21 protein-coding genes and 6 pseudogenes are annotated in these 26,140 nt (G+C 55.1%); 23 read left to right on the top strand and 4 right to left on the bottom strand.

All coding sequences use genetic code 11. From position 1 onward, the window contains the following. Positions 1 to 5: 5 nt before the first annotated feature. The 12 genes and pseudogenes from JCM25143_RS23110 to JCM25143_RS23140 all read left to right on the top strand — a co-directional run bounded on the left by JCM25143_RS23110 (position 6) and on the right by JCM25143_RS23140 (position 7,555). Positions 6 to 296 carry a hypothetical protein gene (locus JCM25143_RS23110; protein WP_234394853.1) on the top strand — a complete coding sequence of 97 codons (291 nt, stop codon included), beginning with the start codon at positions 6 to 8 and terminating at the stop codon, positions 294 to 296. 50 nt (positions 297 to 346) lie between these two features. Next, entirely contained in the window at positions 347 to 1,267 is a 921-nt protein-coding gene (locus tag JCM25143_RS15820) for a SidA/IucD/PvdA family monooxygenase (protein WP_234394854.1), read from the top strand. A gap of 86 nt (positions 1,268 to 1,353) precedes the next feature. Then, positions 1,354 to 2,266, top strand: a pseudogene (locus JCM25143_RS15825) (dipeptidase). After that, positions 2,263 to 3,324, top strand: coding sequence for an extracellular solute-binding protein (locus JCM25143_RS01525; protein WP_234394855.1), 1,062 nt, complete (start codon positions 2,263 to 2,265; stop codon positions 3,322 to 3,324). The pseudogene JCM25143_RS15825 and the gene JCM25143_RS01525 overlap by 4 nt, the downstream one beginning before the upstream one ends. After that, positions 3,317 to 4,099 (top strand): ABC transporter ATP-binding protein, encoded by a 783-nt coding sequence (locus tag JCM25143_RS22560; RefSeq protein WP_051542728.1) that lies wholly within the window; start codon positions 3,317 to 3,319, stop codon positions 4,097 to 4,099. The genes JCM25143_RS01525 and JCM25143_RS22560 overlap by 8 nt, the downstream gene beginning before the upstream one ends. A gap of 5 nt (positions 4,100 to 4,104) precedes the next feature. Continuing rightward, positions 4,105 to 4,392 carry a TOBE domain-containing protein gene (locus tag JCM25143_RS23115; RefSeq protein WP_051542731.1) on the top strand — a complete coding sequence of 96 codons (288 nt, stop codon included), beginning with the start codon at positions 4,105 to 4,107 and terminating at the stop codon, positions 4,390 to 4,392. A gap of 8 nt (positions 4,393 to 4,400) precedes the next feature. Then, positions 4,401 to 5,255, top strand: coding sequence for an ABC transporter permease (locus JCM25143_RS01535; protein ID WP_234394856.1), 855 nt, complete (start codon positions 4,401 to 4,403; stop codon positions 5,253 to 5,255). Continuing rightward, positions 5,252 to 5,608 carry an ABC transporter permease gene (locus tag JCM25143_RS23120; protein WP_234394857.1) on the top strand — a complete coding sequence of 119 codons (357 nt, stop codon included), beginning with the start codon at positions 5,252 to 5,254 and terminating at the stop codon, positions 5,606 to 5,608. Before JCM25143_RS01535 ends, JCM25143_RS23120 begins: the two co-directional genes overlap by 4 nt. A gap of 82 nt (positions 5,609 to 5,690) precedes the next feature. Further along, the gene (locus JCM25143_RS23125) at positions 5,691 to 6,044 is read left to right on the top strand and encodes an ABC transporter permease (protein ID WP_234394858.1); all 354 of its coding nucleotides are present in this window, start codon (positions 5,691 to 5,693) and stop codon (positions 6,042 to 6,044) included. A 21-nt stretch (positions 6,045 to 6,065) separates the two neighbouring features. After that, positions 6,066 to 6,692, top strand: a complete 627-nt coding sequence (locus tag JCM25143_RS23130) for a carboxylesterase family protein (RefSeq protein WP_234394859.1) — start codon at positions 6,066 to 6,068, stop codon at positions 6,690 to 6,692. Between the two features lie 147 nt (positions 6,693 to 6,839). Then, on the top strand, positions 6,840 to 7,151 hold the full coding sequence (locus JCM25143_RS23135) for a hypothetical protein (protein ID WP_234394860.1): 312 nt from the start codon (positions 6,840 to 6,842) through the stop codon (positions 7,149 to 7,151). Next, on the top strand, positions 7,106 to 7,555 hold the full coding sequence (locus JCM25143_RS23140) for a hypothetical protein (RefSeq protein ID WP_234394861.1): 450 nt from the start codon (positions 7,106 to 7,108) through the stop codon (positions 7,553 to 7,555). The genes JCM25143_RS23135 and JCM25143_RS23140 overlap by 46 nt, the downstream gene beginning before the upstream one ends. 248 nt (positions 7,556 to 7,803) lie before the next feature. Here JCM25143_RS23140 and JCM25143_RS01550 read toward each other — a convergent pair whose 3' ends face one another. Then, positions 7,804 to 9,249, bottom strand: a complete 1,446-nt coding sequence (locus JCM25143_RS01550; protein WP_025859792.1) for a sensor histidine kinase — start codon at positions 9,247 to 9,249, stop codon at positions 7,804 to 7,806. A 1-nt stretch (position 9,250) separates the two neighbouring features. Then, positions 9,251 to 10,012 (bottom strand): response regulator transcription factor, encoded by a 762-nt coding sequence (locus tag JCM25143_RS01555; protein ID WP_234394862.1) that lies wholly within the window; start codon positions 10,010 to 10,012, stop codon positions 9,251 to 9,253. A gap of 524 nt (positions 10,013 to 10,536) precedes the next feature. Here JCM25143_RS01555 and JCM25143_RS21210 point away from each other — a divergent pair. The 4 genes and pseudogenes from JCM25143_RS21210 to JCM25143_RS15850 all read left to right on the top strand — a co-directional run bounded on the left by JCM25143_RS21210 (position 10,537) and on the right by JCM25143_RS15850 (position 15,851). Then, positions 10,537 to 11,259 carry a TonB-dependent receptor plug domain-containing protein gene (locus tag JCM25143_RS21210; RefSeq protein ID WP_159101573.1) on the top strand — a complete coding sequence of 241 codons (723 nt, stop codon included), beginning with the start codon at positions 10,537 to 10,539 and terminating at the stop codon, positions 11,257 to 11,259. Between the two features lie 5 nt (positions 11,260 to 11,264). Then, positions 11,265 to 12,821, top strand: coding sequence for a TonB-dependent receptor (locus tag JCM25143_RS15845; protein WP_051542738.1), 1,557 nt, complete (start codon positions 11,265 to 11,267; stop codon positions 12,819 to 12,821). A gap of 545 nt (positions 12,822 to 13,366) precedes the next feature. Then, positions 13,367 to 14,863 (top strand): amino acid permease, encoded by a 1,497-nt coding sequence (locus JCM25143_RS01570; RefSeq protein ID WP_234394863.1) that lies wholly within the window; start codon positions 13,367 to 13,369, stop codon positions 14,861 to 14,863. 50 nt (positions 14,864 to 14,913) lie between these two features. Beyond that, positions 14,914 to 15,851 (top strand): annotated as a pseudogene (locus JCM25143_RS15850) (hypothetical protein). 64 nt (positions 15,852 to 15,915) lie between these two features. Here JCM25143_RS15850 and JCM25143_RS25030 read toward each other — a convergent pair. Continuing rightward, positions 15,916 to 16,877, bottom strand: a pseudogene (locus JCM25143_RS25030) (multidrug resistance efflux transporter family protein); the annotation flags it as partial. A 245-nt stretch (positions 16,878 to 17,122) separates the two neighbouring features. On the opposite strand from JCM25143_RS25030, the gene JCM25143_RS01585 reads away from it, so the two are divergent. The 3 genes and pseudogenes from JCM25143_RS01585 (at position 17,123) to JCM25143_RS15865 (ending at position 21,608) form a co-directional block, all read left to right on the top strand. Beyond that, positions 17,123 to 17,587, top strand: coding sequence for an Lrp/AsnC family transcriptional regulator (locus JCM25143_RS01585; protein WP_025859796.1), 465 nt, complete (start codon positions 17,123 to 17,125; stop codon positions 17,585 to 17,587). Between the two features lie 184 nt (positions 17,588 to 17,771). Beyond that, positions 17,772 to 19,153, top strand: a pseudogene (locus tag JCM25143_RS15860) (NRAMP family divalent metal transporter). 179 nt (positions 19,154 to 19,332) lie between these two features. Then, a pseudogene (locus JCM25143_RS15865) lies at positions 19,333 to 21,608 on the top strand (TonB-dependent receptor). Between the two features lie 41 nt (positions 21,609 to 21,649). Here the strand turns inward: JCM25143_RS15865 and JCM25143_RS01600 are convergent. Beyond that, a complete protein-coding gene (locus tag JCM25143_RS01600; RefSeq protein WP_025859797.1) occupies positions 21,650 to 22,561 on the bottom strand; it encodes a LysR family transcriptional regulator in 912 nt (303 codons plus the stop codon). Between the two features lie 242 nt (positions 22,562 to 22,803). On the opposite strand from JCM25143_RS01600, the gene JCM25143_RS01605 reads away from it, so the two are divergent. The 4 genes and pseudogenes from JCM25143_RS01605 (at position 22,804) to JCM25143_RS01625 (ending at position 26,125) form a co-directional block, all read left to right on the top strand. Next, positions 22,804 to 23,283, top strand: a complete 480-nt coding sequence (locus tag JCM25143_RS01605; RefSeq protein WP_051542751.1) for a lipocalin-like domain-containing protein — start codon at positions 22,804 to 22,806, stop codon at positions 23,281 to 23,283. Positions 23,284 to 23,760: 477 nt separating this feature from the next. Further along, a pseudogene (locus JCM25143_RS15870) lies at positions 23,761 to 24,719 on the top strand (ABC transporter permease). Further along, a complete protein-coding gene (locus JCM25143_RS15875) occupies positions 24,719 to 25,630 on the top strand; it encodes an ABC transporter ATP-binding protein (RefSeq protein ID WP_035370312.1) in 912 nt (303 codons plus the stop codon). Before JCM25143_RS15870 ends, JCM25143_RS15875 begins: the two are co-directional and overlap by 1 nt. 15 nt (positions 25,631 to 25,645) lie before the next feature. Then, the gene (locus tag JCM25143_RS01625; RefSeq protein ID WP_025859799.1) at positions 25,646 to 26,125 is read left to right on the top strand and encodes a CopG family ribbon-helix-helix protein; all 480 of its coding nucleotides are present in this window, start codon (positions 25,646 to 25,648) and stop codon (positions 26,123 to 26,125) included. Positions 26,126 to 26,140 lie beyond the last annotated feature (15 nt).

The following is a 26,140-nucleotide window of genomic DNA, read 5'->3' on the forward strand; positions in this document are numbered from 1 at the left end:
CATCGGTGATCTGCCTCGACCGCGCGGAACAGGGGCGTGAAGGGCCGTGGTTGAATTACGCCCGCATGCCTACCCTACGAACCCCTAAAACTGCTGTGGGGCCAGCGCTCGGTGTTCCTGCCCTGACATTCCGTGCGTGGTTCAGTGCGCAATATGGTGCCGAGGCCTGGAACGCGCTGGATAAAATTCCAACCCCGATGTGGATGGCGTATCTTTGCTGGTACCGTAAGGTTCTGGATTTGCCAGTGCGCAACCAGACAAACGTGACGGATATCGCCTTTTGTGACAATGGCTGATAGCAGTCTCGGTCAGGGGGAGTGACGCACCGCTGACGGCCCGCCGTGTTGTGATCGCTACCGGAATTGACGGGCTGGGACAGCCAGCCCTGCCGCCGGTAGCCAGTAAAATGTCTACGAAATTTTACGCACATTCATCTGACATGGTGAATTTCGAAGCCCTGCAGGGTAAACGGGTTGGCGTGGTGGGAGCCGGAGCTTCTGCCATGGACAATGCGGCGACAGCGTTGGAAGCTGGTGCCAGCAGGGTGGATCTGTTTGTCAGGCGGGCGCACCTGCCCGATATCGACAAGTTCAGCGGTATCAGCAATGAAGGGCTGATTGTCGGGTACGTGAGCCTGCCGGATGAAATTAAATGGAAAATCATGCGCTCAGGGTATGAGTTTCCGGTTCCGGCCCCGCGTGACAGCGTGCTGCGTGTTTTCCGGCATGCCAATGCCCATATGCGTCTGGGCAGCCCGATTGTGGATGCGCGAGAGTATGCCGATGGACTGATTGTGCGGACTCCCCATGGCGAGGTGGAACTGGATTACCTTATTTTTGCAACCGGTTTTGCCTGCGCGCTAGACAAAAGGCCCGAACTGCGCAGGCTTGCCCCTCTGGTACGCCTATGGGAGGACAGCTTTACCCCCGCAGCAGGGGAAGACTGCGCCGGGCTTGCCGCACTACCCGATCTGGCAGACGATTTTTCATTTAAAGCCAAAAGCCCCGAACATGCTGCTGAGCTTTCGCGTGTTTACGCATTCAGTTTCGATGCAACACTCAGCCATGGCAAACTGACTAGTGGTGCGCCCGGGCTGACCGAGGCAGCCCAGCGTCTGGCGCGTGGTATTGTTTCCTCCCTGCTGCGGGAGGATGCAAAAATCATCTTGAAACAGTTCGAGGATTACAGTCGTTCCGAACTGCAGGGCAACGAATGGTCGCCAGAACAGGTTGTAACAACCGCTCACACAAAAGAGACAACGCCATGACACGTGATGCGCAAACGCTTTACAGCAATAGCCTGGTAATAGACGGTCTGCAGACCTGTGCATGGAGCCGACCTGTTTTTGAGGAAATGCGTGCCGCTGGCCTGACTGTAGTCAATGCTGCTTCCCTCCTGTGGGAAAACTTTAGCGAAGGCATGGCATATATCCGCACATGGGAGCAGCTTTTCGCCGATAATGCGGATCTGATTATGCCGATCCGCAATGTGGACGATATTGAAACGGCTAAACGCACCGGCCGGACGGGTATCACCATTGGCTGGCAGAATACGTCTCCTCTGGAAGACAGGCTGGATTATATCCGCCTGTTCAAACTGCTCGGCGTCAACATCATGCAGTTGACTTATAATACGCAGAATTATTCTGGGGCCGGATATCTGGAACTGCGCGACAGCGGGCTGACTGGTTTCGGGCGTGAGGTCATTGCTGAAATGAACGCCAAGGTGTGCTGTGCGACCTCAGCCACGTGGGTGACCTGACGGCAGCCGAAGTCATTGAGCACTCGCGCAAGCCGGTTTGCATTTCGCATGTGCTGCCCCGAGCCCTGCACGATGTAAAACGTAACAAACCTGATGACCTGTTCCGGGCCTGCGCCGCCAAGGGCGGTGTGATCGGTCTTAGCCTGTTTGCACCCGGATTGAAGGCTGGCAACGATGCACGATAGAAGATTATCTGGACGCGATGTCTTATGTTCTGGACGTTGTGGGTGAAAACCATGTCGCTATCGGCACGGATTTCAGTACGGGGCACCCCCGGCCTGGCCCGTGGCAGGTATGGGCCAACCGCGATAAGGGCTATGCCCGGCAACTGACCAATTTTGCCCAGACGGTTATCCGTAAACCGGCAGGCATTGCAACAATTACAGAAACACCCAACCTTGTTCCGGCCATGCTCCGTCGTGGCTGGTCGGAGACACGGATTACAAAAATTCTCGGGGAAAACTGGCTCCGTGTCTTCCGCGAAACATGGACAGCAGAAACATGACTACGCCTCTGCTCCTGAACCGGCGCGGTTTTCTGCTCGGGGGTACTGCGGCAGGTGCTACACTTGCTACAGGTGCCCGCGCGGAAAACATGACCGTATTGACGGTCGCCGGTTTCGCAGGGCCGTTTCAGAGTATTTTTCGCTCGGTTGTCATGGATACGTTCGAGCGCAAACGGCCGGGTGTCAGGGTCGTTTATAGACCGGTCATGAATTCTGCTCAGATGCTGGCCATGCTGCGGCTGGAGCGTCAGGCCCCGCAGGTTGATGTGGCCATTACCGATATTTCAATCTCCTTTCTGGCAACGGCTGAAACGCTTCTGGCGCCACTGGCACCGGCAGCCGTGCCCAACCTTGCTGCACTGCCCCAATGGGCACAGCCTGACGGCATGATGGGCGTTGCATTTTCAACCGATAATCTGGCTCTTTTATACGATACGCGGGTTCTGAAATCGCCACCGCAAAGTTGGCTCGATCTGGCAAACCCGGATCTGTCCGATCAGATTTGTCTGCCTGTGGAAGACACAAGGGGGGTTGTGCTCCTGCCTTTGCTGACCCGTATGCAGGGAGGGGATTACCGGCAGAGCATAGAACCCGGCCTGGCGCTGATGCGCCGCTTCGCACCTCTGGTTGCGACATGGAACGCCCAGCCTGATCTGTATACTCTTTTGCTGGCTGGAACTGTGGCACTAGGCGTTGGCTGGAACGGGCGTGGACGCATGATCGCACAGGCCAATCCGGGGACATTGTCCGCAGTAATCCCGCGAGAAGGTAGTGTCGCGCAGATCAATACACTCAACCTGACCGCCCATGCGCCTGCGGGCGATCTGGCTCAGGCGTTTATCGATCACGCCCTTTCAGCGGATGTTCAGGCAGCGTTTGCGGCCCGGGCGTATTATGGGCCGGTGAACACCCGTGTTGTACTGCCCGAAGCCCTGAAACTTGCCATATCAGGTCCGCCGGATGTCGCGGCAAAAGCCATGCAACTCGACTGGCATTTTGTCAGCGCGCATTACAGTGAATGGGTACGCCGTATCCAGCGAGAGGTTATCAGTGGTTGATGCTGCATCCTACCTGACTATCAGGAACCTGCACAAAACCTATCCCGGTTCGGAAGTGCCTGCCGTAGCGGATGCCTCCCTTATGCTCGAACGCGGGCGCATGCTTACATTGCTGGGGCCATCGGGCTGTGGCAAGACTACATTGCTGCGGATGCTGGCCGGGCTGACACTGCCTGAGTCAGGTCTGGTGCTGGTCGGTGGCCGCTCCATGGTCGGTGTGCCCCTGCACAAACGCAATATGGGCATGGTGTTTCAGTCCTATGCCCTGTTTCCGCATCTGAATGTTACGCGCAATATCGCCTTCGGGCTGGAGGTGAGGGGGCTGAACGAGACTGCCCGCCGCAAACGCGTAGGCGACATGATAGACCTTATGCATCTGGGCGGGCTGGAACACAGGCGCGTTGCCGATCTTTCAGGCGGGCAAAGGCAGCGTGTCGCTCTGGCCCGTGCTCTTGCGATCGAGCCTGATATTCTCTTGCTGGACGAGCCTCTGGCCAATCTGGATGTCAAGCTGCGGGGCATCATGCGTGATGAAATCCGCAGCCTGCAACGCCGTCTGGGCATTACCTCGGTATTCGTAACACATGATCAGGAGGAAGCTCTTTCGATTGCGGATGTTGTGGCCGTTATGTCTGGCGGGCATATTCGCCAGATCGGCACTCCTGTCGAGATTTACGACCGTCCTGCCAGCCGTTTTGTGGCATCCTTTGTTGGGCGCGGCAATTTTCTATCAGCCGCTTCGTACATACGGGCAGTGCTGATGTTGACGGTTTAGGCCGCATGCCCATTCCAGAGGACATCATACCATGGGATGGTGCGGGCACCCTGTTTGTACGCCCGCACCATATCCACCTTGGCGCACCACAGGCCGGCGCTTACACATGCACCGCCAGAGTGGAAGATATTGTCTACACGGGAGATCGCTACCTTATCACCGCACAGGCCGGTCAGTATCGCTTGTGCGTGGAACAACCGGCCCCCCTGCCTGCCGGAATAAGCCTCGGGCAGGATGTGCCTCTTTCATGGCTGCCAAGGGACGTGCGCTTTGTCGCGGAGGACAGGACATGAGCGGGAGCATGCAGGCGTATCCCCGCTGGTTGCGCGGGCTTCTGCTTGCTCCGGGTCTGCTGGCACTAGCTGTCACCTTTATACTGCCGCTCATATGGCTGGGCCGGATATCGGTTCTACCCAGAAGTGGGGATGGTGTGACCCTTCCCGGGTTTACGCTACAGGCTTACCAGCATGTGCTTGGTGACGGGTTTTACTGGTGGGTGCTCTGGAAAACGGTCTGGCTTGGGGTGCTGACAGCAGCCCTTGCCGTACCTATGGCTTTTCCCATTGCACTCTTTCTTGCCCGCACGACAACGCGCTGGCGTGGGGTTCTGGCTGCTTTGGCGATAGCGCCGCTTCTGACATCAACAGTTATCCGTACCTATGGCTGGATGGTTATTCTGGGGCGGCATGGCATGATTAACGACATGCTATTGTGGTCGGGGTTGCTGGCCACGCCTGTCCGGCTTGATAACGGCACACTGGCGACGGTTATCGCATTGACAGAAATTCTGATGCCTTATGCCATCATATCGATCCTGAGTAATCTGGGGCGTCTGAATATGGAAATCGAACAGGCCGCAGCCCTGTTGGGAGCAACCCCTGTACAGGTGTTCCGCCGCGTTGTTCTGCCTTTGGTTCTGCCCGGGTTGATGACGGCAGCATTGCTGGTTTTTGTTCTTGCTATCAGTTCGCTTGTTACCCCCCAGCTCATGGGGGGCGGGCGGGTGTTTGTGCTTGCGACTGAAATTTTCAACGAAACAACAGTAACCCTGAACTGGCAGGTTGCCGGAGCACTCTCCATTCTGCTGTTGCTCCTGTTCGGTGGGGTCATTTCTGTCTACCAGCGCATTCTCAGTCGTATGGAGGAGCGGTTTTGAAACGCTCTGTCGGTCTGTGGTGCTGGAGGGGGCTGATTGTCGCCCTTTACGCGTTTTTGCTGGCTCCGCTTGTAGTCGTGCTTGTGGTCTCGTTCGATACTAGGCCCTACCTGCGTTTTCCGCCCGAGCACCTGTCTTTAGGGTCTTACGTTGCGGTTTTGCACAATACCGCGTTTTTGCATGCGGGGCTGCTCAGCATTCTGGTTGGGGGGGCTGCGGCTTTGGTATCGCTCGCTGTCGGTACTGCGGCGGCCTTTGCGTTGGGTGGCAAGGCTTTTCCCGGTCGGGCTATTGTGCAGGCCATGCTTTTTTCCCCCATGGTGGTGCCCCATATCGTACTCGCGGTCGGCTGATGATGACATTGCAGCCGTTTGGGCTGCTGGATACGCTGAGCGGTCTGGTTATCGCGCATGTTGGCATTACTCTGCCTATGTTGTGCGCATCGTATTATCAGGACTGAAAAGCCTCGACCCCGCATGCGAGGAAGCTGCATGCCTGCATGGAGCGACACCCTGGCAGGCATTCTGGCGTGTGACGCTGCCCGGATTACGTATGACACTGCTTGCCGCCGGGCTGATAGCCTTTCTGTTTTCGTTTGACGAGGCCGTTATCGTTCTGTTCATCGCAGGACACCGGGCCACGACTTTGCCGCTTGCAATCTATCATTATATCCAGTTCAGGACAGACCCACAGGTGGCCGCCCTGTCCGTTCTGGTTGTCCTCGCCAGTATGATCCCTGTGGTCATAATCGAGCGCGGTATCAACATTCGTCGCGCTCTGGCAGGATAGAACGGGAGAAATTCAGGACCTATGGCTAACGTAACACATGTGCGCACGCAGTATGGTCTTCTGGAAGGCCGTGTGGTCGACGGGGTTCATACTTTCCTGGGCGTTCCCTATGCGGCCGCCCTGCGGCCCGGCAGACGCTTTGCCCGGCCGCAGGAGCCAGATACCTGGATCGGTACCCGCCCGGCCCTGACACATGGGCCTGTATGCCCGCAGGTTCCTACCTATGGGCCGGTGGGGCATGGCGCAACATCCGTGCTGAACGCAGGAGAAGACTGTCTGACACTGAATATCCGCACGCAGGATATCCATGGCAAGGCTCCTGTGCTGGTCTGGGTGCATGGGGGGGGATATGCCGTTGGTTCGGCAAACGAGCGGGTTCTCCAGAGTGGTGCTTTTGCGGCCAGCGGCATTGTGGAAGTTACGCTGAACTACCGATTGGGGGCTCTGGGTTTTCTGCATCTGGACGATGCACCGGACAATCGTGGGCTGCTCGATATCATCCGTGCGTTACAGTGGGTGCGTGACAATATTGCCGGTTTCGGGGGCGATCCTGCACGTGTGACCCTTGCTGGCCGGTCGGCAGGTGGCTTTGCCGTAGCAACCTTATGGCCATGCCAGAGGCGCAGGGGCTTTTTTCTCGCGCTTTGATACAATCCGGCGCGACACCCGCTGTCCTACCCATGCATTGCGCTCAACGCACAACAGAGCGGTTCCTGTCCCGTCTTGGCATCAAGGCCAGCGCATTGGAAACGGCAGACCTCACACAGATCCTGAATGCTCAAAAGCAGATATGCGATGAGTCCTATAACAACCATGACTGGCAACGCGATGGTTCCGTCACGGTTGTTGGTATTCCCTTCCAGCCTGTTATCGACGCATACCCTGCCAGAGCACCCCGAGCAGGCGGCAGCACAGGGGCGTGCAGCGCCCGTGCCAGTCATGATCGGCACAACATCGGCGGAATATCTCACGCATTCACGTATGCACCCGCACCTGACCTATCATGATCTTGTCCCTTTGCTGGACCACGTGTGCGTCCTCTGGGTACAAGCGGAAAAACCATGGTCGAACGCTACCGCCATGCATTGCCCGAGCACAGCCCCATAGGACTGTGGCGCGCTATCGCAGGGGATCTGGTATTCCAAAACCCCACAACACGCTATGCATCTTTGCTCTGCCAGACCCAGCCGGTCTACAAATATCTGTATGGGGATATCCTGCCCGATGAAACGGGCGCCGCGCATGGAGCTGAATTGGCAGAAGTTTGGTGGCGGGACGGTCTGCGCGTTCAAGATCTTCCCCAACGCTATCATGGGTTGAACGCAGTTTCTGCACGGCGGGTGCATGAGATATGGCGTAGCTTTATTGCCGATGCGGCACCAGTTCTACCACAAGGGTCTCATTGGCCCTCTTATAACCTTTCAAGTCCGACACTCCTTGCTATTTCAGATAATGCAGTGCGTCATTTGGAAGACCCTTTTGTTGCAAGGGAGTCTCTATGGCATTCTTGATCGCCTAAGGGTGAGACGGATCAAGAACCTGATGCGCCAATGATGGGTTGGTATTGCGGAACAGAACTGCCCATTCAGAGCGACATCATCCCGATGCAGGTCGAAATTGGCTATTATGTGCAGAGCACGGACTTGCCTGAACCAGATACCCCGGTAATGGTTAGACATTTTCTGGGGGGCACGTCGAATGAAAAAAGCCCATCTGTGTATTGGAAAAGTTTTTTTCAGAAAAGCCGTTTGGAAATCAGTCACTTCCCTGCATTACCAGTATCCTGTACTCTTATTACAGGTGGGGGAACGTCACGCGTGAGTTTCCGTCCGGCTTCCGGTAGCCGGATTTCGCATCGCACACCGGGTTCGTTATCCAACAATCTGACAGTTCCCTGATGCAGCCGGACAACGGCTCTGACCATACTCAGGCCAAGGCCGGTGCCGGGTATTGATCGACTGCGGTCAAGACGAACCATTTTTTCAAAAACACGTTCTCGTTCCTGCGGTGGAATGCCCGGGCCATCGTCTGCAACCGCGATCATGACAGCATTGCCAGCCATGCCTGAAGAAACAGTAATCGTGCTCCCGCGCGGGCAGTGATTGGTGGCATTTTCTATAAGATTTGCCAACATCTGCATGAGAAGGACCCGGTTGCCTGAAAGAGGCAAGGCTTTGCGATCAAGCCTGAGGATCAGCTTTTGTCCCCGCTCTTCGGTAATGGGCCGATAGAGCTCGGTAACGGAGTGGAGAATTTCATCAAGCACAATGTCCTGAGTGTCTGGAATGCCTTCCCCAGATTCTATCTGGGCGATTTTCAATAAGGTAGAGAAAATTTCGAGGGCTTCGTCCAGATTGACCTTAGCAAGGCTCAGAGTGTGTTGCTGAGAGTGCGATAGCCCTTCATGGGCGATCTCATCAAGGTGCTGGCCAAGATGTGCGAGGGGGCGCCTCATGTCATGAGCGATATCATCTGTAACCTGACGGATACTTTCGATCAGCCGTTCGTTTTTATCGAGCATCGCATTCAGGCTGGCTGCCAGATGCTCGAACTCATCATTTGTCGTATTCAGCGTCAGCCTGCGCGATATGCTGCCTTTCATGATGTCGCGGGCTGTCTGGCTGATTGTCTCGATCTTGTTCAGGACAAGGCGGCTGACAATAAACCCGCCAGCAAAGCCGATTACGATAAAACTGGCAGCACTCCATGCGAGTGTGAACCAAAGGTCACGGCGTAAAGTCTGCACAGGTTCCGCGTCGATCCCGACAAATAGATACCCGCCGTCATCCAGAAGTACACCATATCCAATTACAGGACGATGATCGCGGGGGAGTGAACGGTGGGTCCATGAAAGTGTGCGCCAGCCAGTCTGTGGCCTGAGAGGCAGCATGTTACCCACGACGATATGCTTTTGTGCGTCTTGCAGAAGGTAATAGAAACCGGGCTCATTCCTGACCAGTTCGGTCATAACTGGACGCAGATGCGGGATATCATGAATGACAGCATCGGAAAGCGCTTCATCCCGTTCGTTGGAAATGACCTTCTGTAACTGCTGCCTGAGAAGGTGCAGGCTATGGTACCCTGAAACAGCCATGACGGTAATGCCGCAGACCACAAAGCATCCAGCAAACATTGCCATGATACGGAATGAAGAACTGCGGAAAACTGAAAACGGGTAAGGGGATGTACCCTGCTTCTTGTGCATGTTATTGGGTCCGCAAAATATAGCCATGTCCTTTGACTGTATGAATCAAGGGTGTTGCGTCCCTACCCAGTCTTTCTCTCAGGCGGCTGATATGGCTTGCAAGCAGGTTGCTGTGGATTGGAAAATCAATGTCCCAGACGGTCTGTAACAACATTTTATGAGAAAGAATAACGTTTGGGTTCCTCATGAAATATTCGAGTAATTTCAATTCCTGTGCTTGAATGTAAAGTTTTTCTCCGGCTCGTCGTACTTCGCGGTTCAGTAGGTTGATTTCGACATCGGCGAATGTCAGGGTTACTTCATTCTGGGGCTCCCTGCCGCGCCGTAGCAGGCTCTCGATCCGTGCGGAGAGTTCCATCAAGGCAAACGGCTTGACCAGATAATCATCTCCTCCATGCCGGAGGCCGGTAACACGGTCATGAATGCCATCCATCGTTGTGAGAAAAAGCACGGGGGTCTGAATATTGTGGCTGCGCAGGTGGGTCAGGATAGTCAGGCCATCAATGCCCGGAAGGCGGCGGTCGAGGATGATACAATCCCATGATCGGGTCATAGCCAGTTCCTGACCGCGGAGCCCATCAACAGTGGTTGTGATGTGGATATGTGAATCCTGAAAGAAACGCTCGATATATGTAACTGTCATGCTGTCATCTTCGATAAGAAGGACATCAGCGGCAGGGCTGAATACAAGCTCGCTCATGTGTTGCTCCCAAGAGACCTCTCTAAGCATGTGCAGTTGCACGAACCACAACGCCAGCAGCAAGGTGAGGGGAACATTACCAATCGATGGTGCAGGAACATGTGCGCGCCATAAAAACGTCAGTGAGTGCCGCTTGCCATGACAGCAAGCGAATGATGAGCCGTATGTATGCGGTGTGGCAGTGGTAACGCATTAACGTCAGCGAAAGTTATATGAAAGAGCATGATGCAAACCAGTCTGCCATTGCGTAAGTCGTTAAAAAAGTAATTGCTGTGGGAGTTTTCTCAATAAAATATGGTGTAAATTTTATTTCAATATTTTTTAGTTTTTGTGGGAATTTTTACTGCTTAATCTGGTGGGTATAATCAGGCTGTCCACACAAATAGTGTCGGTTTGTTATGTCCGAACATGCAGTGCTGAGAGAATTATGCCAGAGTGTGTTCTGGTCGTAAATCGAGTTTTGGCATCATACGTAAAGGGGGAGGGTTTCTATAATTAACAATTCCCAACACTGCGAGAACTGGATTGTCGAGACAAAAAAATAAAAATAGAGAATGAGATGCGTTCTCATAAAATGGTTTGGCGATATGTCGGTTCTTCGTGGTTTTTCTCGTGTGTTTTATTGCTCTTTCATGACGGGATGTCTCGCCGGGACAGCGTTGCAGTCTCAGGCTTATGGTGCAGAGACCCTTGTGCAGAAAGCGAAAGCCACACAGGAGTCAGGTTCCGTGCCGGCTCCAGGTGGAAGTGCTCAACCACACGATAAAAAGACTGCCGATAGCAAGAAAACGGAAGCGCAAGAACACCTGATAGTTTGGGGTAAAGCCAGACCGAAACTGACCGGGAATTCTCCGAATAAAAAATATACCGCGTCATTGCTCGACACCCCGCGCTCTATCTCTGTGGTGACGCAGGAGCAGATGAAGCTGGTTAATGCGACCTCATTTGAAGAAGCTATGCGCACTGTGCCCGGTATCAGTTTCCGAGCAGGTGATGCCTATGCCGTTCCGGGGGGTAACTACCCAGTAATCCGGGGTTTTGGTTCTTATAGTAATATGTTCATTGATGGCCTGCGCGATAGTGGTGTTACCCAGCGTGAAGTTTTTGACGTTGAAGAAATGGAAGTTCTGAAAGGCCCCGGCTCAGTATATGGTGGCCGTGGTGGTCTGGGCGGGCAGATCAATATTACCACGAAGAAAGCCCAGCTTGGAAACCTGACTTCCGGGCAAATCGGTTTTGGCACGGCAGCCTACAAGCGTGGCACGATTGATATCAACCGCCAGATAGGTTCATCCATAGCATTTCGCTGAACGCCATGGGAGATGACGGCTATACGGCTGGCCGTGCGCCGGTTGGCGGCCATAAATGGGGTGTTGCGCCTTCATTGTCTTTCGGGCTTGGTACACCAACACGGCTGACCGTAGGGTATTATCATCTCTCGTCATATGACATGCCCGACTATTCTGCCCCTTACAGCAAAACCACACACGAACCGCTTGATATTCCCCGGCATACTGTTCTCGGATTAAAAGATCGTGATTTCGAGCGCAGTACAACAGATATGGGCCAGATTATATTCGAACAGGATATCTGGCGTGACTTTGTTTTTCGTAACACGTTGCAATGGACGAGCACACAATACGATTATATTGCCACAAACCCGCAATGGCAGAGCACTTCGCCCGCGAGCCAGATTATCGAGCTGGAAGCAAAATCGGGTCTGTTTCATACGGATAATTTTCAGGAACAGGCTATGGTGTCCGGGACGTTCAATACAGGCCCGATCCATCATTCCATCAACACAGGTATAGAAGTATCGCGTGAGCGTTCCACCCGTAACGAATATTACATTAAGGATGCCGCGGGGAATAACCTGCGTAACGGCGGGCCGTGCTCCATAGCGTATAACTGCATTCTGGCATCGAATATAGGAGGGTGGAATCCGTCAAACCCCTGGACTGGTTCTTACACCATTGGAGAGCCGGGGATAGCGGCACTGAATACCAATGTGGATACGGGTTCTGTCTATGCGTTTGATACCATGAGCATGTTGAACGACCACCTGCTGATTAATGGAGGGGTGCGTTTTGATCGTTTCATGACTTCGGCCGTGCAGGGTAATGTCGGGCTCAGTAACAATCAGAGCTTTATCAACTATCAGGCGGGCGTGGTTTATAAACCGATCAAGCCGATCAGCCTGTATTTTTCTTACGCGACAGCGTCCAATCCTGTCGGCGTTGATGCGGGTGCCGATGGCCAGATTGCCCTATCGACCGCGAACAACAAGCTGGCGCCTGAAAATGGCAGGAATATTGAAGTCGGTGCCAAGGCGGATCTGTTCGATGGTCGGTTTTCTATTACCGGCTCCCTGTTTGATGGAAAAATGACCAATGCACAGGTTTCGGATGGGTATGGCAACCAGATAGACGCGGGAACGCAACGCGTTCGTGGTGCTGAGATCAATGTTGCCGGTAACATTACACCACGCTGGGAGGTATTCGGTGGATGGACCTATCTCGACAGCACCGTGGTGAGTGGTGGGCCGACCAATGCCAATGTGGGCAAGAGATTCCCCTATACGCCGGGGAACTCCATAGCCTTGTGGAGCACATATCGTCTGCTGTCACATCTCAAGGCGGGTGGGGGCATCACTTATATGAGCAAGCGCTATACGAACGTAAATGATTCAACATGGGTTCCGGGGTATGTGCGGATTGATCTGGTAGCGGATTATCAGATTACACATGCGCTGGACCTGCAGGTTAATCTGCAGAACCTTACAGATAAACTGTATTATGATAGAATTTATACCAACTATTCACGCATTGCGGCAGGGCGTGCATTGACATTCCAGTTGAGTTTTAAAATGTAATACGGATTCTTTTCCGGTTTTTATTGATATGGCATGGCGCGTATGCGGGTTACTCTGTGTCATTCGCTGCGCGTCTGCCAGAGGCCTTGCGGGCCTCTTCAGTCTGAGTGGTGCGGGCTGTATGGAGGCACCGTCTAACTGGCCACTCCACATATAGGAAAGGCCTGTGTAGTGGGTCTCTATATAGCGACCTCCCGTGGCTGGTGCCTGTATTTGATACAGCAGCGTGGCCCCGTGTTGCCTATCTGGAATGCCAGAGCCCTTTTTGCGTCCGGCGACGGGAATATGAAAATCATTCAATCTATTTGGTGATTCTTCTCCTGAAAATATCAAGGCTTTTTTGAATATTATTCTGCGGAATGTAAAAAATATTTCATTCCGTTGGTGAATAATGGAATGGTGTCACATATTTTTATCTTTTTATAAAATATAATAAAAAATTGATATATTACTTTGAAAATACACATCATATAAATTCTGTTAGTGTTGATATTGTAACGAATACGCTCTCTGGCGCGCGGTACATGCAACATGGAGAAGAAAAATTGAGCTTCTTTAAAGAACCAGTGCAGAAATACCCGGCGCATAAGAGCGCGGAAGGGTATCATCTGGCGTTGGATAAACGACAGATCCAAATGATTTCCATTGGCGGGGCGATTGGCACCGGGCTTTTTCTAGGGGCGGGGAGCCGGTTGCAGGCTGTCGGGCCTGCTCTGGCCGTGGTGTATCTGGTCTGCGGTATTTTTGCGTTTCTGATGCTGCGTGCCTTGGGGGAACTGGTGATGTACCGCCCCACCAGCGGTAGTTTTGTATCCTATGCACAGGAGTTTCTGGGGCCGCGTGCTTCTTATATGGCCGGAGCACTGTCATTTTTCAGTTGGGCCATGACTGGCATTGTCGATATTACCGCCGTAGCGCTGTACATGCATTACTGGGGTGTTTTTGCCGCCGTGCCGCAATGGGTCATGGCATTGATGGCGCTTGTGGTCATTACCACCATGAATCTTGTCGGGGTGAAATGGTTTGGCGAGATGGAGTTCTGGTTCTCGCTCATCAAGGTAGCGGCTTTGATCGCATTTTTTGCCGTAGGCTCCATCGTTCTGGGTATGCACACGCCTGTGGCGGGAGTTATGCCGGGCTTTTCATTGGTGACGGAGCATGGCGGGCTTTTTCCCCATGGGATCATGCCAGCGCTCACCCTTATGCAAGGGGTGGTGTTTGCTTATTTTGGCATAGAGATGATCGGCACGGCGGCGGGTGAATGTCAGAACCCGCGTGAAGTTGTACCTGCGGCTATTAATAACGTTATCTGGCGTATCGCTATTTTCTATGTTGGTACGGTTACGCTTCTGGTGTTGCTGCTGCCGTGGTCTTCCTATCAGGCAGGTGTGAGCCCGTTTGTGACATTTTTCTCCCGTCTGGGGGTGCCGGGCATGGGCGGGGTTATGAACCTTGTCGTGCTGACGGCAGCACTCTCCAGCCTTAACTCCGGTCTGTATTCTACGGGGCGTGTGTTGCGCACCATGGCTCTGGATGGTGCGGCACCGCGTTACCTTGCGCGCATGAACAGGCAGTCGGTGCCTTCTGCGGCCATTTTGACAACGGTTGCCATTTATCTGGTTGGGGTAGGGCTGAATTACTTCCTGCCGGCCCAGATTTTTGAAATTGTGCTCAACATGGCCTCTTTGGGTGTTATCAGCACATGGTGCTTCATTCTGGTGTGCCAGATGAAGCTGCGGCAGGCTATTGTGGCAGGGCGTATTGCCCCAACCAGTTTTGCCATGCCCGGCGCACCCTATACCACATGGGCAACACTGGTTTTTTTTCTGGGTATTCTTGCCCTGATGGCGTTTGACTACCCCACGGGTACTTACTCTATTGCGGCGGTTCCCGTGCTGGCTCTGCTGCTTGTGGCCGGATGGAAACTGATGGGTGGTCGCCCGCTGCCTATAGAGCCCCAGACAGAGTTTTCCGCCATTCTGACGGATGCCGCTCCCCCCCGCCCAGACTCATCCGCGACGGATGGGGAGCACACGGTATGAGCCCGAAAGTGAATATTCTGGCCTGCGCCAGAGCGCTGTGTCTGAGCGGTATGGCCGCAGTCATCGGTGGGTTTGTCGTGCAGGGCCATCCGGCCAAGGCGGAGCAGTGGTATACGGGGTCTCTGGTTTCTCCTTCAGGGCCTTTGTCCAAAAAAGGCATGTTTCTGCTCGAACCTTACATGTATTACGCGGTGCCGTCTGGCATGATCGGCCCGCATAATGATGCCGTGCCCATGAGTTCGCCTCGCCAGCAGTCTGTGACCAGCCTGACAATTTACCGATATGCGATTACGGACACACTGAGTATCCAGAGTGAGCCAACCATCAGCTATCGCTGGAAGCATGGCGAAAACACCAGCAGTGGCCTGAAACTGGGTGACGTGCCGGTGGATCTGATGTGGCGTTACCTGACGGCTGACCCTGCGCGCTATATCCCGACGTTGAACCTGATTACCGGTGTTTCCTTTCCCACGGGTGATTATTCCAGTCTGGGGCGGGCACAGGATGGCGTAGGCACCGGGTTTATACCTATCGCGTGGCGTTGACGGAGCAGTCCACCTACACCTTGCCTAATAACCATGAACTGCGCCTGCGTGTCTGGGCGACGTTTCGGCGCGCACTCACGACAGCTCATCTGCATGACATGAGCAGTTACGGGACAACGCAGGGGTTTCAGGGGCGGGCGCAGCCCGGCATGTATGGCGGGGCTGGGTTTTCGCTCGAATACGGGCTGAACCAGCGCTGGGTGCTGGCGCTGGATGTGGCGCGTGACTGGTCTAACGGCACAAAGCTGCGCGGCACTTATACTAATACGGGACAGGTGGTTTCTCAGACAGGCGCACCGTCTGGTGACTGGCAGATTGCCCCTGCGGTTGAATATAACTGGAGCCCCCGCTACGGCATTATTGCTGGTGTATCGGTCTATTATGCGGGGCATAACACCGAGCGGGTCGTATCGCCCCAGTTTGCGTTTAATGCCCTTTATTGAAGGGTGGGGCGGCGGCTTGGTGTTCCGGGAGCGTTTGTGTGCTCCCGGATGGTTCATGCTCAAGGCTCTGCGCGGCACTTTCCTCGCTCAGGGCAAAGCCTGTCAGCCCGCCCATAACGGCAGCCAGTCCGGCATAGTCCGCAAGCCCAAGGGACAGATGACCGGTCAGCAGGGTTTCGCCCAGCAGGGTAAAGGCGACTTCCCCCGCCTGTGTCGCATCAACTGCTGCGATCAGATAGGGGTTGGAGGATGTATTGCGCGCATGAATGAACAAAGGCGTGGCGAGGCAGCCTGCTACCAGTGCGATAATACCGGTAGCGGTAATCTGCCCCAGATCGGGTGCGGGAGGACGAACGACGATAACCAGCCCGATAAGAAAGGGCAGGGCTCCCAGTGTCATCAGCAGCACGGCGGCCAACGGGTCTTGCAAGGGGCGGTAGAGCGGTGCGGTATTGTGGCGCAGGCGGTTGAGCAACTGGTTGCCAATGGGGTAGCAGAAAGCGGCGATACAAAGCGGCACCACACCCGCCATGACCTGCTCCAGCGGCACACCGTCCAATAACCGGTTGGCGTTCAGCCCGATGATACCTATGAAAATCAGCCCCAGAAACACCAGCCGCGGAGTGGCACTTTCTCCCCAAAGGCGCGCAGCACGATAGGGGTGGCGATAAGGGTGCTCTGCCATGTAGCTGCAACAATCCAGCCCGGCGCATGGTTGGCAGCAAAACAGCAGCATGCGTAAAACATGCCATAGCCAACACTGCCAGCCCCCAGCCAGAAACCGGCCCGGTGCATGAACAGGCGCCCCAGCATGGCCAGATAGGCGGGGCCTTTGCTTGCCAGCAACCACAGCGTAAGCAGGGCTGCTGTTTCGATATAGCGCAGGGCCGCACTCCATACCCATGGCCCACCTTGCAGGCTGATGACGCGGTTTAGAATAAAGGTGGTGGAAAACAGTGCGGAGGCGATTAGCCCCTGACAGATCAGGCGTGGGGCACGCGTCGTATTTTGCGTGGTGGTATGCACCGCGTTCCGGCCAGTTGGTCTTGTAACCGGCGGGCTTGTATGAGAGGGAGAAACCGGATGACCGGAGGCAGGAAAATCTGGCATATCTGTGCTGGGGCTTCTGTAATGGCAAACAGGCAGAATATACCGGCAATCTATTGGAATGTGTTTTCGTTTTTTGCTGAAGTTTGAGCATATTAAACGAGAGTTTTTAAAAAGTTCGGAATAATCATGCAGATATATACGGAAATGCGGAAGATTTGATCATGGCGGACGTGCTGGACAGAACCGACCGGAAGATTCTGCGTCTTTTGCAGGGTAATGGGCGTATTTCCAACGCGGACTTGGCTGAGGAGGTCAATATCAGCCCGGCCACATGCCACCGCCGCCTGCAACGCCTGTTTGATGAAGGATATGTCAAAGGCGTGCGCGGCATGGTCAATGCCGACAAGGTCGATCTGGGAACGCTCGTGCTGGTGGGGGTTGTGCTCGATCGTTCGACACCAGACAGTTTTGCCGAGTTCGAGGCGGCCGTCAGCCAGATTTCCTCCATTCTGGACTGTTACCTGGTGGCGGGGGACTTTGATTACTTTCTCAAGATCCGGGTGCGTGACATGGCGGATTTCAACCGCCTGCACGCGACAAAACTTATTACCCTGCCATCTGTCCGGCAGACACGTACGTTTTTCACCCTGAAAACCGTAGCAGACACGCGGCCACTGGATTTCTAGCCCCTTGCTTCCATCACGCCTGTGCAGGGTGGTGGTTGACGCTTGCGATCCCGTGCTCGTGGTAATGTCATGCGCTTTGGAATGCTGCTGTAGTATAAGGCCACACATAGAGCGACGGCTTCTGTCATGGTCTTGTGGTGTCTGAAAAGCCATGTGGTGCCGGGCAAAGGAGCGCGGGGCAGGTATGGTGGATCAAGAAAACAGGCCGACTACTGTCGAAGCCGTATCCGCTTCCAGCGGGCAGGCTCACGGATCCGCTCCGGCAGAAGATAACGACCCCGAATGGCCCAGCCCGGTTGTAGGGCCGAGTCGGCCTCGCCTGTTCAGCGTGTTGGGGCCGGGGCTTGTGACCGGCGCATCAGATGATGATCCGAGCGGCATTGCCACTTACTCCCAAGTGGGGGCGCAGTTCGGTTACGGGCTATCCTGGTCTTTGGTGGTGACCTACCCGCTCATGGTTGCCATGCAGATGATCAGCGCACGGTTGGGGCGCACAACAGGGCACGGGCTGGCTGGCGTATTACGGCTTTATTGCCCATCCTGGCTGCTGAGTGCGATGGTTGTTCTGCTGCTGGTGGCTAATATCGTTAATCTGGGGGCAGACCTTGGCGCCATGGCGGATGCGCTAAACCTGCTTTTGCCAAGTGGCCGGGTTCTGTATGTGCTGCTGTTTGCCGCCGTGGCCATTTCCATGCAGTTGTTCTTGCAATACACGCGCTACGTGGCAGTGCTGAAATGGCTGACACTCGTGCTTTTTGCGTATTTCGCGGCGCTGGCCTGTGTGCGGGTGGACTGGTGGACGCTAGGCCGCCAACTTGTCTGGCCGGATTGGCGCAGTACGCATACCGCAGGGTACTGGACAGCCCTTGTTGCCATTCTGGGTACAACAATCAGCCGTATCTATTTTTCTGGCAGGCTTCCGAAGAAGTGGAGGACATGCATGTCTATCCCCGTCGGGTTAACCTGGTAGATGCACCCGCGCAGGGTAAAAACGCCCTGAAGCGGATCAGGATCGATACGCTGGTGGGCATGGCGTTTTCAAATCTTGTCGCGCTGGCCATTCTGGTTACGACCGCCGCCACGCTCAATGTGCATGGCGTGACAGATATCCAGACCTCCGCACAGGCGGCCGAGGCCCTGAGGCCGATTGCCGGACGTTTTGCATCCCTGATCTTTACCTTGGGTATTGTGGGGACAGGGCTTCTGGCCGTGCCGGTTCTGGCAGGCTCTGCTGCTTATGCCGTGGGCGAGGCCCGTCAGTGGCCAACCGGGTTGGAGCGCCGCCCCAAGGAAGCGCAGGCGTTTTACGCAACATTGGTTCTGGCGACACTGGTGGGCATGATCCTGAACTTCGCCCCTATCGACCCTATCAAGGCACTGTTCTGGAGTGCGGTTCTGAATGGCGTGGTGGCGGTGCCCGTTATGGTTGTGATGATGATTGTGGCCAGCCGTGCTGACATTATGGGGCGGTTTGTCATTCGTGGTCTGCTGAAATGGCTGGGCTGGGCCGCAACACTCATGATGGCGGGTGTGGTTGCAGGCATGCTGTGGAGCTTTGGCGGCTAGGGCGTATCGCTGTTTTTGGCGCATGAGAACGGTTATTTGGTTGCATCAGCGGTGTGCCACCCCTCGCTAATACAGGCAGTGTGGAGGGTATGTCACGGTGTGGAGGCAATGCACCAAATGATATTGACAATTATTCTTAATTAAGAGAAGGCTCACAAAATTTTCCAGTGTGAGTCTGTATCATGAGCTTCCGTGCCCTTTGTCTGAACACGCTTTGCGTATCTGCTTTGCTGTCCGGTGTGGGGCCAGTGCGGTTTTTTGCTCTTTCCGCAGCCCATGCGCAGGACGGTACAGCCCAGAACGCCGCCCCGGCAAAGAACGCGGCAAATCCGAAACACATGACCAGCCCTGTTGCCCAGTCTTCTGCTTCGTCACAGGTTGCTGCGCCGGTTGTGGCCGGCAAGGAAGAGGATCTGGTGGTTAAGGCCTCGCGCAACAACCGCATGTATGTTTCCAGTGGTGGCGATCTGGGGGCGCTCGGGCACAAGAAAGGGCTGGATGTGCCCTTCAATATCCGCAGCTACAACGCCAGCCTTATTCTTAATCAGCAGTCCCAGACATTGGGAGATGTGCTGCTTAATGATCCGACTGTCAGAACAACGACAGGTTACGGTAATTACGCTCAGCTTTTCCAGATTCGTGGCTTTACCCTGTATGGTGATGATATCGCCATTGACGGCCTGTATGGCGTAACACCTCGCCAGCTTGTGTCGCCCCAGCTTTACGAATCAGTGCAGGTGCTCAATGGCGCAAGCGCGTTCCTTAACGGTGCGGCTCCCGGTGGCTCCGCCATTGGTGGTAATGTCAATCTTATCTCCAAACGGGCCGCAGCAACCGACATCACCCGGGTTACGGGTGATTATACCAGCAGCGCTCAGGGTGGCGGCGCGGTTGATATCAGCCGCAGGTTTGGTCAGGACCGGGCTTACGGTTTTCGTTTCAACGCCGCTGGTATGGATGGCGAAACCCCCATTGATGGCGAACGCCGTGCCGATATCGCGCTGGGTGGCGCGTTTGACTGGCACAATGACGATACCCGCATCAATATGAACATGAACTACCAAAAACAGCAGGTTTTTGGTGGGCGCAGTGCTATTATCGTTTCCAGCCTTGCTACGGGTATGCCTGCGCCCCTGCCGACTTCGCCTTCAAAAAACTGGGGCCAGCGCTGGGCTTATACGGACCTGTCCTACCTGTTTGGCACGATGGGTATCGAGCATGACTTCGGGAAAAACGTGACTGTCTATGGAAAATTCGGTGCACAGAGTGGCAACGAAATGGGCAATTATGCCACTACCACTCTGACGAATTCTCGCACAGGCGCGGGTAATGTCGGGGCAATGGCTACGGCCTATAACGTCATGAACGAAGCAACGCAGGCCGGTGTGCGTGCCCATGTGGAAACAGGTTTCATCAAACACGAAATCAATGCCGGGGGATCGGCTATCTGGGAGGAGTCCGATTCTGCCTATGCTATGAGTCTGGTCGGGGTGTCGGGTAACATCTATAATCCAACACAGTTTACCCCGAATGAAACCTATGCCCGTGGCAATATGAGCGATCCGGGGCGTGTTTCATGGAACAAGCTTTACAGCCTGTTCTTGTCGGATACGATGACCTTCTGGCATGACCGCATTTCTTTGACGGGTGGTTTCCGGTATCAGGATATTCTCTCCAACTCCTATGCGTATGGCAGTGGAGAGATGCAGACACATTATAATTCGTCCGCGTTTTCTCCGGTTATTGGTCTGGTCATTCATCCGGTCAAACATGTTGCCGTGTATTTCAATCGTATTCAGGGGTTGTCTGCGGGTTCAGTCGTTGGCTCCACCTATGTCAATGCCGGGCAGGTTTTCGCTCCGTATGAAAGCACGCAGTACGAAGTGGGGGCCAAATACGATATTGGCCGTTTTTCGGCAGGCGTTGCGTTCTACCAGACGTCCATGCCGTATGGGGTGGTGGAGCCTACGGCAATACAGGCCAGTTGCTCTATAGCCAGAACGGTCAGGAGAGAAACCGGGGTATGGAACTGACCTTTAATGGCGAAATCATACGTGGGCTGCGCTTTAACGGTGGTCTTACTTTGATTGATGCCAAACAGGTACGGGCGGCAAGTGAAGATAATAATGGTAAAACAGCTATTGGTGTTCCCAATTATACCATTAACGGCAACCTCGAATATGATGTGCCATTCGTTAAAGGTCTGACTTTGGTTGGGCGTGTTATCAGCACGGGCAAGCAGCAGTTCAACAACGCTAATAGTGCACATCTGCCCGCATGGTCACGTTTCGATCTGGGAGCGCGTTATACGTTCCTTGTGCGGGGTAAGGCGCTGACCACGCGCTTTGAGGTCGACAACGTCGGTAACCAGCGTTACTGGGCCTCTGTTTATCAGAGCAATCTGATCATGGGTGACCCGGAAACCTTCAAGTTCTCGATAACGGCTGATCTTTAAGGTGTGTTGCCCGGCATTGTATTGATTGCCGGGCAGCCTGATCAGAACCCTCCCGAACTGTGCAGGAATTCTCGCAGGGCCTGCAAAAAGGTGCGGACATTGGCACTGGCGTTGTGGCGGGGGGGCATGACAGCGTAAAGATCTGTTTTTTCTCCATACAGGTCGGGGAATATACGGATCAGCTTGCCGCTTTCTATATCCTGCGATACATCGCAGAGTAGTTTGTAGGCAATGCCTTGCCCGGCCAGCGCCCAGTCATGGATAATTTCGCAACTGGTGGTGGACAGGCGGGAAGGCACGGTAATGACATCGCGCTTTTCGTCGTCACCAATGGCCCAGCGGTTCAGCACGGTCATGGTCTTGTGGCGGCGCAGGCATAGGCAGTCATGGTGGATCAGTTCCTGCGGTGTGCGCGGGAGTGTTGTGCGGGCAATATAGGCGGGTGATGCACAAAGCACGCGCCGGGTCGTGGCCAGCAGAGTTACGGTGGCCCCCTGTGTGTCAGGCATGCCCAGCCTTAGGATGACATCAAGGCAGTCACTGAAATCGTGCAGGCCTTCACCCGCTAGCGCCAGGCTGATCTTGAGCTTTGGGTAGCGTTCGCTGAAGCTGGCGATAAAGGGCGCAATCTGCCTGCGGCCTAGTTCAACGGGAGCACCAATGCTCAGCGTGCCCTGCGGTACGGTATTGGCGATGGACAGATCGTTCTGAAGCTGGTCAATATCGGCAATGATCTGCACGCCGCGTTCATAAAGCACCCGGCCTGTTTCGCTGGGGCGGAAGTGGCGTGTGGTGCGTACGATCAGGCTGGCGCCCAGACGATCCTCCAGCCGCGACAGGCGGCGCGAGACCACGGCGGGCGATGTGCCCATGCTGCGGGCTGTGGCGGAAATGCTTCCAGCCTCGACCAGCACCGTAAAGAAGCGCAGGTCGCTGATCTCGTCGTAAGACATGAAATGCTCCATTGTTGCATCAGACGCAAAAGCGTTTTTCCGGTTTTGTGACTACCGGCGCCATGCCGCTTCAAGACATAGTGATCCAGCGTAAAGGCCATTCTGTGGCGCACCCGCTTCTGACGTGCCGCCAACGATAGCGGCGGCACCCGGACAAGGGAACGCGGCGAATGACCGGACGCTAAACAGATAAGAACGATGCCGCCACATGTATGGCGGCACGGCACGTCCGCGGAGAGATCATGTCAGACCATAGCCAGACCATTACACCCTCGACCAGTGCCCCCTTGACCGGTGCCGCCCTGAAAGCCGCTCTGGTGGGAACATGGGAACTTGTTTCCTATCAGGTAGAGGAAGAGGAAAGCGGCGCGCTGATTGATGCCATGGGAGACCATCCGCGCGGGCGCGTCGTTTTTACGCAGGATGACTGGGTGGCCTTCAACCTTGAGGGTACAGGCCGCACGCCAGCCAAGAACGATGCTGACCGTGCCCAGCTCATGCAGACACTCGTGGCCTATATCGGGCGCTATCATATTGAAGACAATCAGTGGATCACGCAGGTGGAAACCGCATGGGCACCCGAATGGGTAGGCACCCAGCAACGGCGCACCGTGACTGTAAACGGGAATACCGCGGACGTGATTACGCCTTGGCGGCTTATGCCTAACTGGGGTGGCGGGCAGATGTCGCGCAGCATCATTCGCTTCCGCCGGGCCCGCTAATAAAGCAAGGCGCAGGCCGGGCGGCTATGCCCGGTTTGGGCTACATGGCGGTTCGCACCGTCCGTGTTGGTGAACACCCCTTCCGATACTGGATTCGGAAGGGGTTTTTTATATGGATGTGCTGATGGTGCGCTGCGTGCTTGCGCAAGGTCTTGGGTGTGCGGGCAACGCCATATCCTTGTTTTTCAATAAAATTGATGCGGGAAAGCGGGGAAGGGAAGGGCGCTAAGACGCAGCTTTATTCCCTATTCAGAACGATTTTTCTGGCAATCAGGAGGCGGTTTGCGCTAATGAGTAATACGATTTGTTGACACGGTATTACTAATTGAGCATATCCTTGGTGGCGCAGGGACGAAAAGCAGGGGGAAAGAACCTTCTGCAACAGGAGTTTCGTTCTCAGATTGGCGCCGGGGAATGACATTGCGCCGCTGGGCCTGCTGGCACAGACGGTAGCGGGACAGTACGGGAGAGCGGGCGATGTCACGCATGTCCGGATGGGCACTATACGGAAAGGTCGGCCGGAAAAGCCGCGTGGTTCTGGGTGGGCTTTCCATCCTTCTGCCGCTGCTGCTCTGGAGCGCTGTCAGTTATGTACCATTCATCTGGCACCCTCAGATACTGGTGACCGACCCGGGTGGGGAAGATTATCTGGAAGAAGGCATGCGCATGAAGCGTGCCGATTTCGAGCGTGCCGTGCAGGAAATGCACGCGGCAGGGCAGAAAGCGCCAGAAGGTGTGCCGGTCAACCCGGTTTACCTGCCTTCGCCCGGCGGTGTGTTTTCCGCTTTTGTTCAGGCTTTCATCCAGCCTGATTCGCGTGGGCCGGAAAAATCCATCCTTCAGGCGTTCTGGCACAGTATCCAGATTATTTTCTGGGGCTTTGTCATTTCTTCCGTCATCGGGGTGCCGCTGGGCGTTCTGTGTGGGGCTCTGCCTGCGCTTTCACGGCTTGTTGAACCTTCGGTGGACTTTCTGCGCTATCTGCCTGCGCCGGCTTTCGGGGCGCTTATGGTGGCTATTCTGGGTATTTATGATGCCCCCAAGATTGCCATTATTGTTATCGGCACGCTGTTTCAGCAGATTCTTGTTATTGCCAACACTACGCGCAAGCTCGATTTCGGCCTGATGGAGGCCGCCCGCACGCTGGCGCGCGGGGCAAGAAGCTAATGTTCTGCGTGGTGGTGCCCGGTATTCTGCCCGATCTCTACCGCGACCAGCGCATTCTGCTGGGCTGGGCGTGGACGTATCTTATCGTGGCGGAACTGATCGGCACATCCTCGGGTATTACGTGGTTTATTACCCAGCAGGCCCGGTATCAGCACTTTGCCAATGTTTACGCAGCCATGGCGCTGATCGGGATCGTCGGTCTGGGCACAGACATGCTGCTCGGCTTTGCCGCGCGCTTTCTGTTCCGCTGGAAGCAGGAGACTGAGTGATGAGTGCAGACAACGGTAAAACAGTCGACTATCGCGTGCTGCCTGCTGATGTGGCGGAGCGCATGGAGCGTATCAAGGCGCGCGATGTGGTGCTGCGGGTGGAAAACCTCGGCAAAATCTTCGCCCAGCGTGGCCGTGAGACGGTAGCGCTTGAAGATATCAACATGAATGTCCACCGCCGCGAATTCGTGTGCGTGGTCGGGCCTTCGGGTTGTGGCAAATCCACGCTGGTGCGGATTCTCGCCGGGTTGGAGCAGGCGTCTTCAGGGCGGATTCTGGTGGATGACAAGCCGGTTGAAGGCCCCGGGCCTGACCGTGGCATGGTGTTCCAGAAATACACGCTCTTTCCGTGGCGGACTGTGTGCCAGAACGTCATGTTCGGGCTTGAAATGGCTGGCATCAGCAAGGACGAAAGCCGGCGGCAGGCCATGCAGTGGCTACAGGCCATCGGGCTGGAACGCTTTGCGGAATCGCTGCCGCACCAGCTTTCGGGTGGTATGCAGCAGCGCGTGGCCATTGCCCGTGCCCTAGCGGCCCAGCCCCGCGTATTGCTGATGGATGAACCCTTCAGCGCGCTGGACGCCCAGACCCGCGTGCGGATGCAGACCCACCTGATGGAGATCTGGCGCAAGATCGACATCACCATCGTCTTTATTACCCATGATCTGGATGAGGCCATTTATCTGGCAGACCGGATTCTGGTGCTCAAGGCGCATCCGGGCCGGGTGGAAGAGGTGATAGAAGTGCCGCTGTCGCGCCCGCGCCGGGCAGAGCAGATGACCAGTGCAGAGTTTCAGGCGACCAAGGCTCATCTTGAATCGCTCATTCATGCACCGGCAGAGGAAACGCCCGATGAGTTCGAGGGTACGGAAGTGCCTCTCCTGACACTCGTCACGGATGTTGTGGAATAAAAGGGAGCACGGCAGATGGCCCGCAAAAAAGCAGAAGAGCAGGTCAGCCGCATCAGTGTCTCTCTCCCGCCGCACATCCTGCGTGAACTGGATGGCATGGTGGCCGACAAGGGATATGTCAGCCGTTCGCAGGCCATCCAGCATATCCTGCATGAAGCCCTGACCGACTGCCGTCAGGAAGATGATAACGAAATCATGGCCGGTGTAATCGTGCTGTTTTATAACAACTCGACAACCGGCCTGCAGCAGAAACTGGCCGATATGCAGTATGAGAACGTGGCGGAAGTCATAAGCTCCCTGCATGTCAACCTGATCCGGCGGCAGACTCTTGAGGTTGTTCTGGTTCAGGGGCGGGTTGCCAAGCTGCATGAAATAGAAAACAGGTTTTCAACCCTGCCGGGCGTTATTTCCGGCCGTATGCACCTGATTGCTTCCCTTATTCCCCCGTTGCACGAGGTCGGACGCGAGGCCTTGGTGGATGTGGGGCCTGTATAAGTTCATGGTGATGCC

It is taken from the genome of Acetobacter papayae JCM 25143 (assembly GCF_000613285.1).
Taxonomy (GTDB): domain Bacteria; phylum Pseudomonadota; class Alphaproteobacteria; order Acetobacterales; family Acetobacteraceae; genus Acetobacter; species Acetobacter papayae.

Bases quoted from the DNA above. Each gene is read 5' to 3' on its own strand.
- JCM25143_RS01525 (WP_234394855.1), top strand. From the start codon at position 2,263: ATGACTACGCCTCTGCTCCTGAACCGGCGCGGTTTTCTGCTCGGGGGT.
- JCM25143_RS23115 (WP_051542731.1), top strand. From the start codon at position 4,105: ATGCCCATTCCAGAGGACATCATACCATGGGATGGTGCGGGCACCCTG.
- JCM25143_RS01535 (WP_234394856.1), top strand. From the start codon at position 4,401: ATGCAGGCGTATCCCCGCTGGTTGCGCGGGCTTCTGCTTGCTCCGGGT.
- JCM25143_RS23130 (WP_234394859.1), top strand. From the start codon at position 6,066: ATGGCTAACGTAACACATGTGCGCACGCAGTATGGTCTTCTGGAAGGC.
- JCM25143_RS23135 (WP_234394860.1), top strand. From the start codon at position 6,840: ATGAGTCCTATAACAACCATGACTGGCAACGCGATGGTTCCGTCACGG.
- JCM25143_RS23140 (WP_234394861.1), top strand. From the start codon at position 7,106: ATGGTCGAACGCTACCGCCATGCATTGCCCGAGCACAGCCCCATAGGA.
- JCM25143_RS01550 (WP_025859792.1), bottom strand. From the start codon at position 9,249: ATGCACAAGAAGCAGGGTACATCCCCTTACCCGTTTTCAGTTTTCCGC.
- JCM25143_RS21210 (WP_159101573.1), top strand. From the start codon at position 10,537: ATGTCGGTTCTTCGTGGTTTTTCTCGTGTGTTTTATTGCTCTTTCATG.
- JCM25143_RS15845 (WP_051542738.1), top strand. From the start codon at position 11,265: ATGGGAGATGACGGCTATACGGCTGGCCGTGCGCCGGTTGGCGGCCAT.
- JCM25143_RS01585 (WP_025859796.1), top strand. From the start codon at position 17,123: ATGGCGGACGTGCTGGACAGAACCGACCGGAAGATTCTGCGTCTTTTG.
- JCM25143_RS01600 (WP_025859797.1), bottom strand. From the start codon at position 22,561: ATGTCTTACGACGAGATCAGCGACCTGCGCTTCTTTACGGTGCTGGTC.
- JCM25143_RS01605 (WP_051542751.1), top strand. From the start codon at position 22,804: ATGTCAGACCATAGCCAGACCATTACACCCTCGACCAGTGCCCCCTTG.
- JCM25143_RS15875 (WP_035370312.1), top strand. From the start codon at position 24,719: ATGAGTGCAGACAACGGTAAAACAGTCGACTATCGCGTGCTGCCTGCT.
- JCM25143_RS01625 (WP_025859799.1), top strand. From the start codon at position 25,646: ATGGCCCGCAAAAAAGCAGAAGAGCAGGTCAGCCGCATCAGTGTCTCT.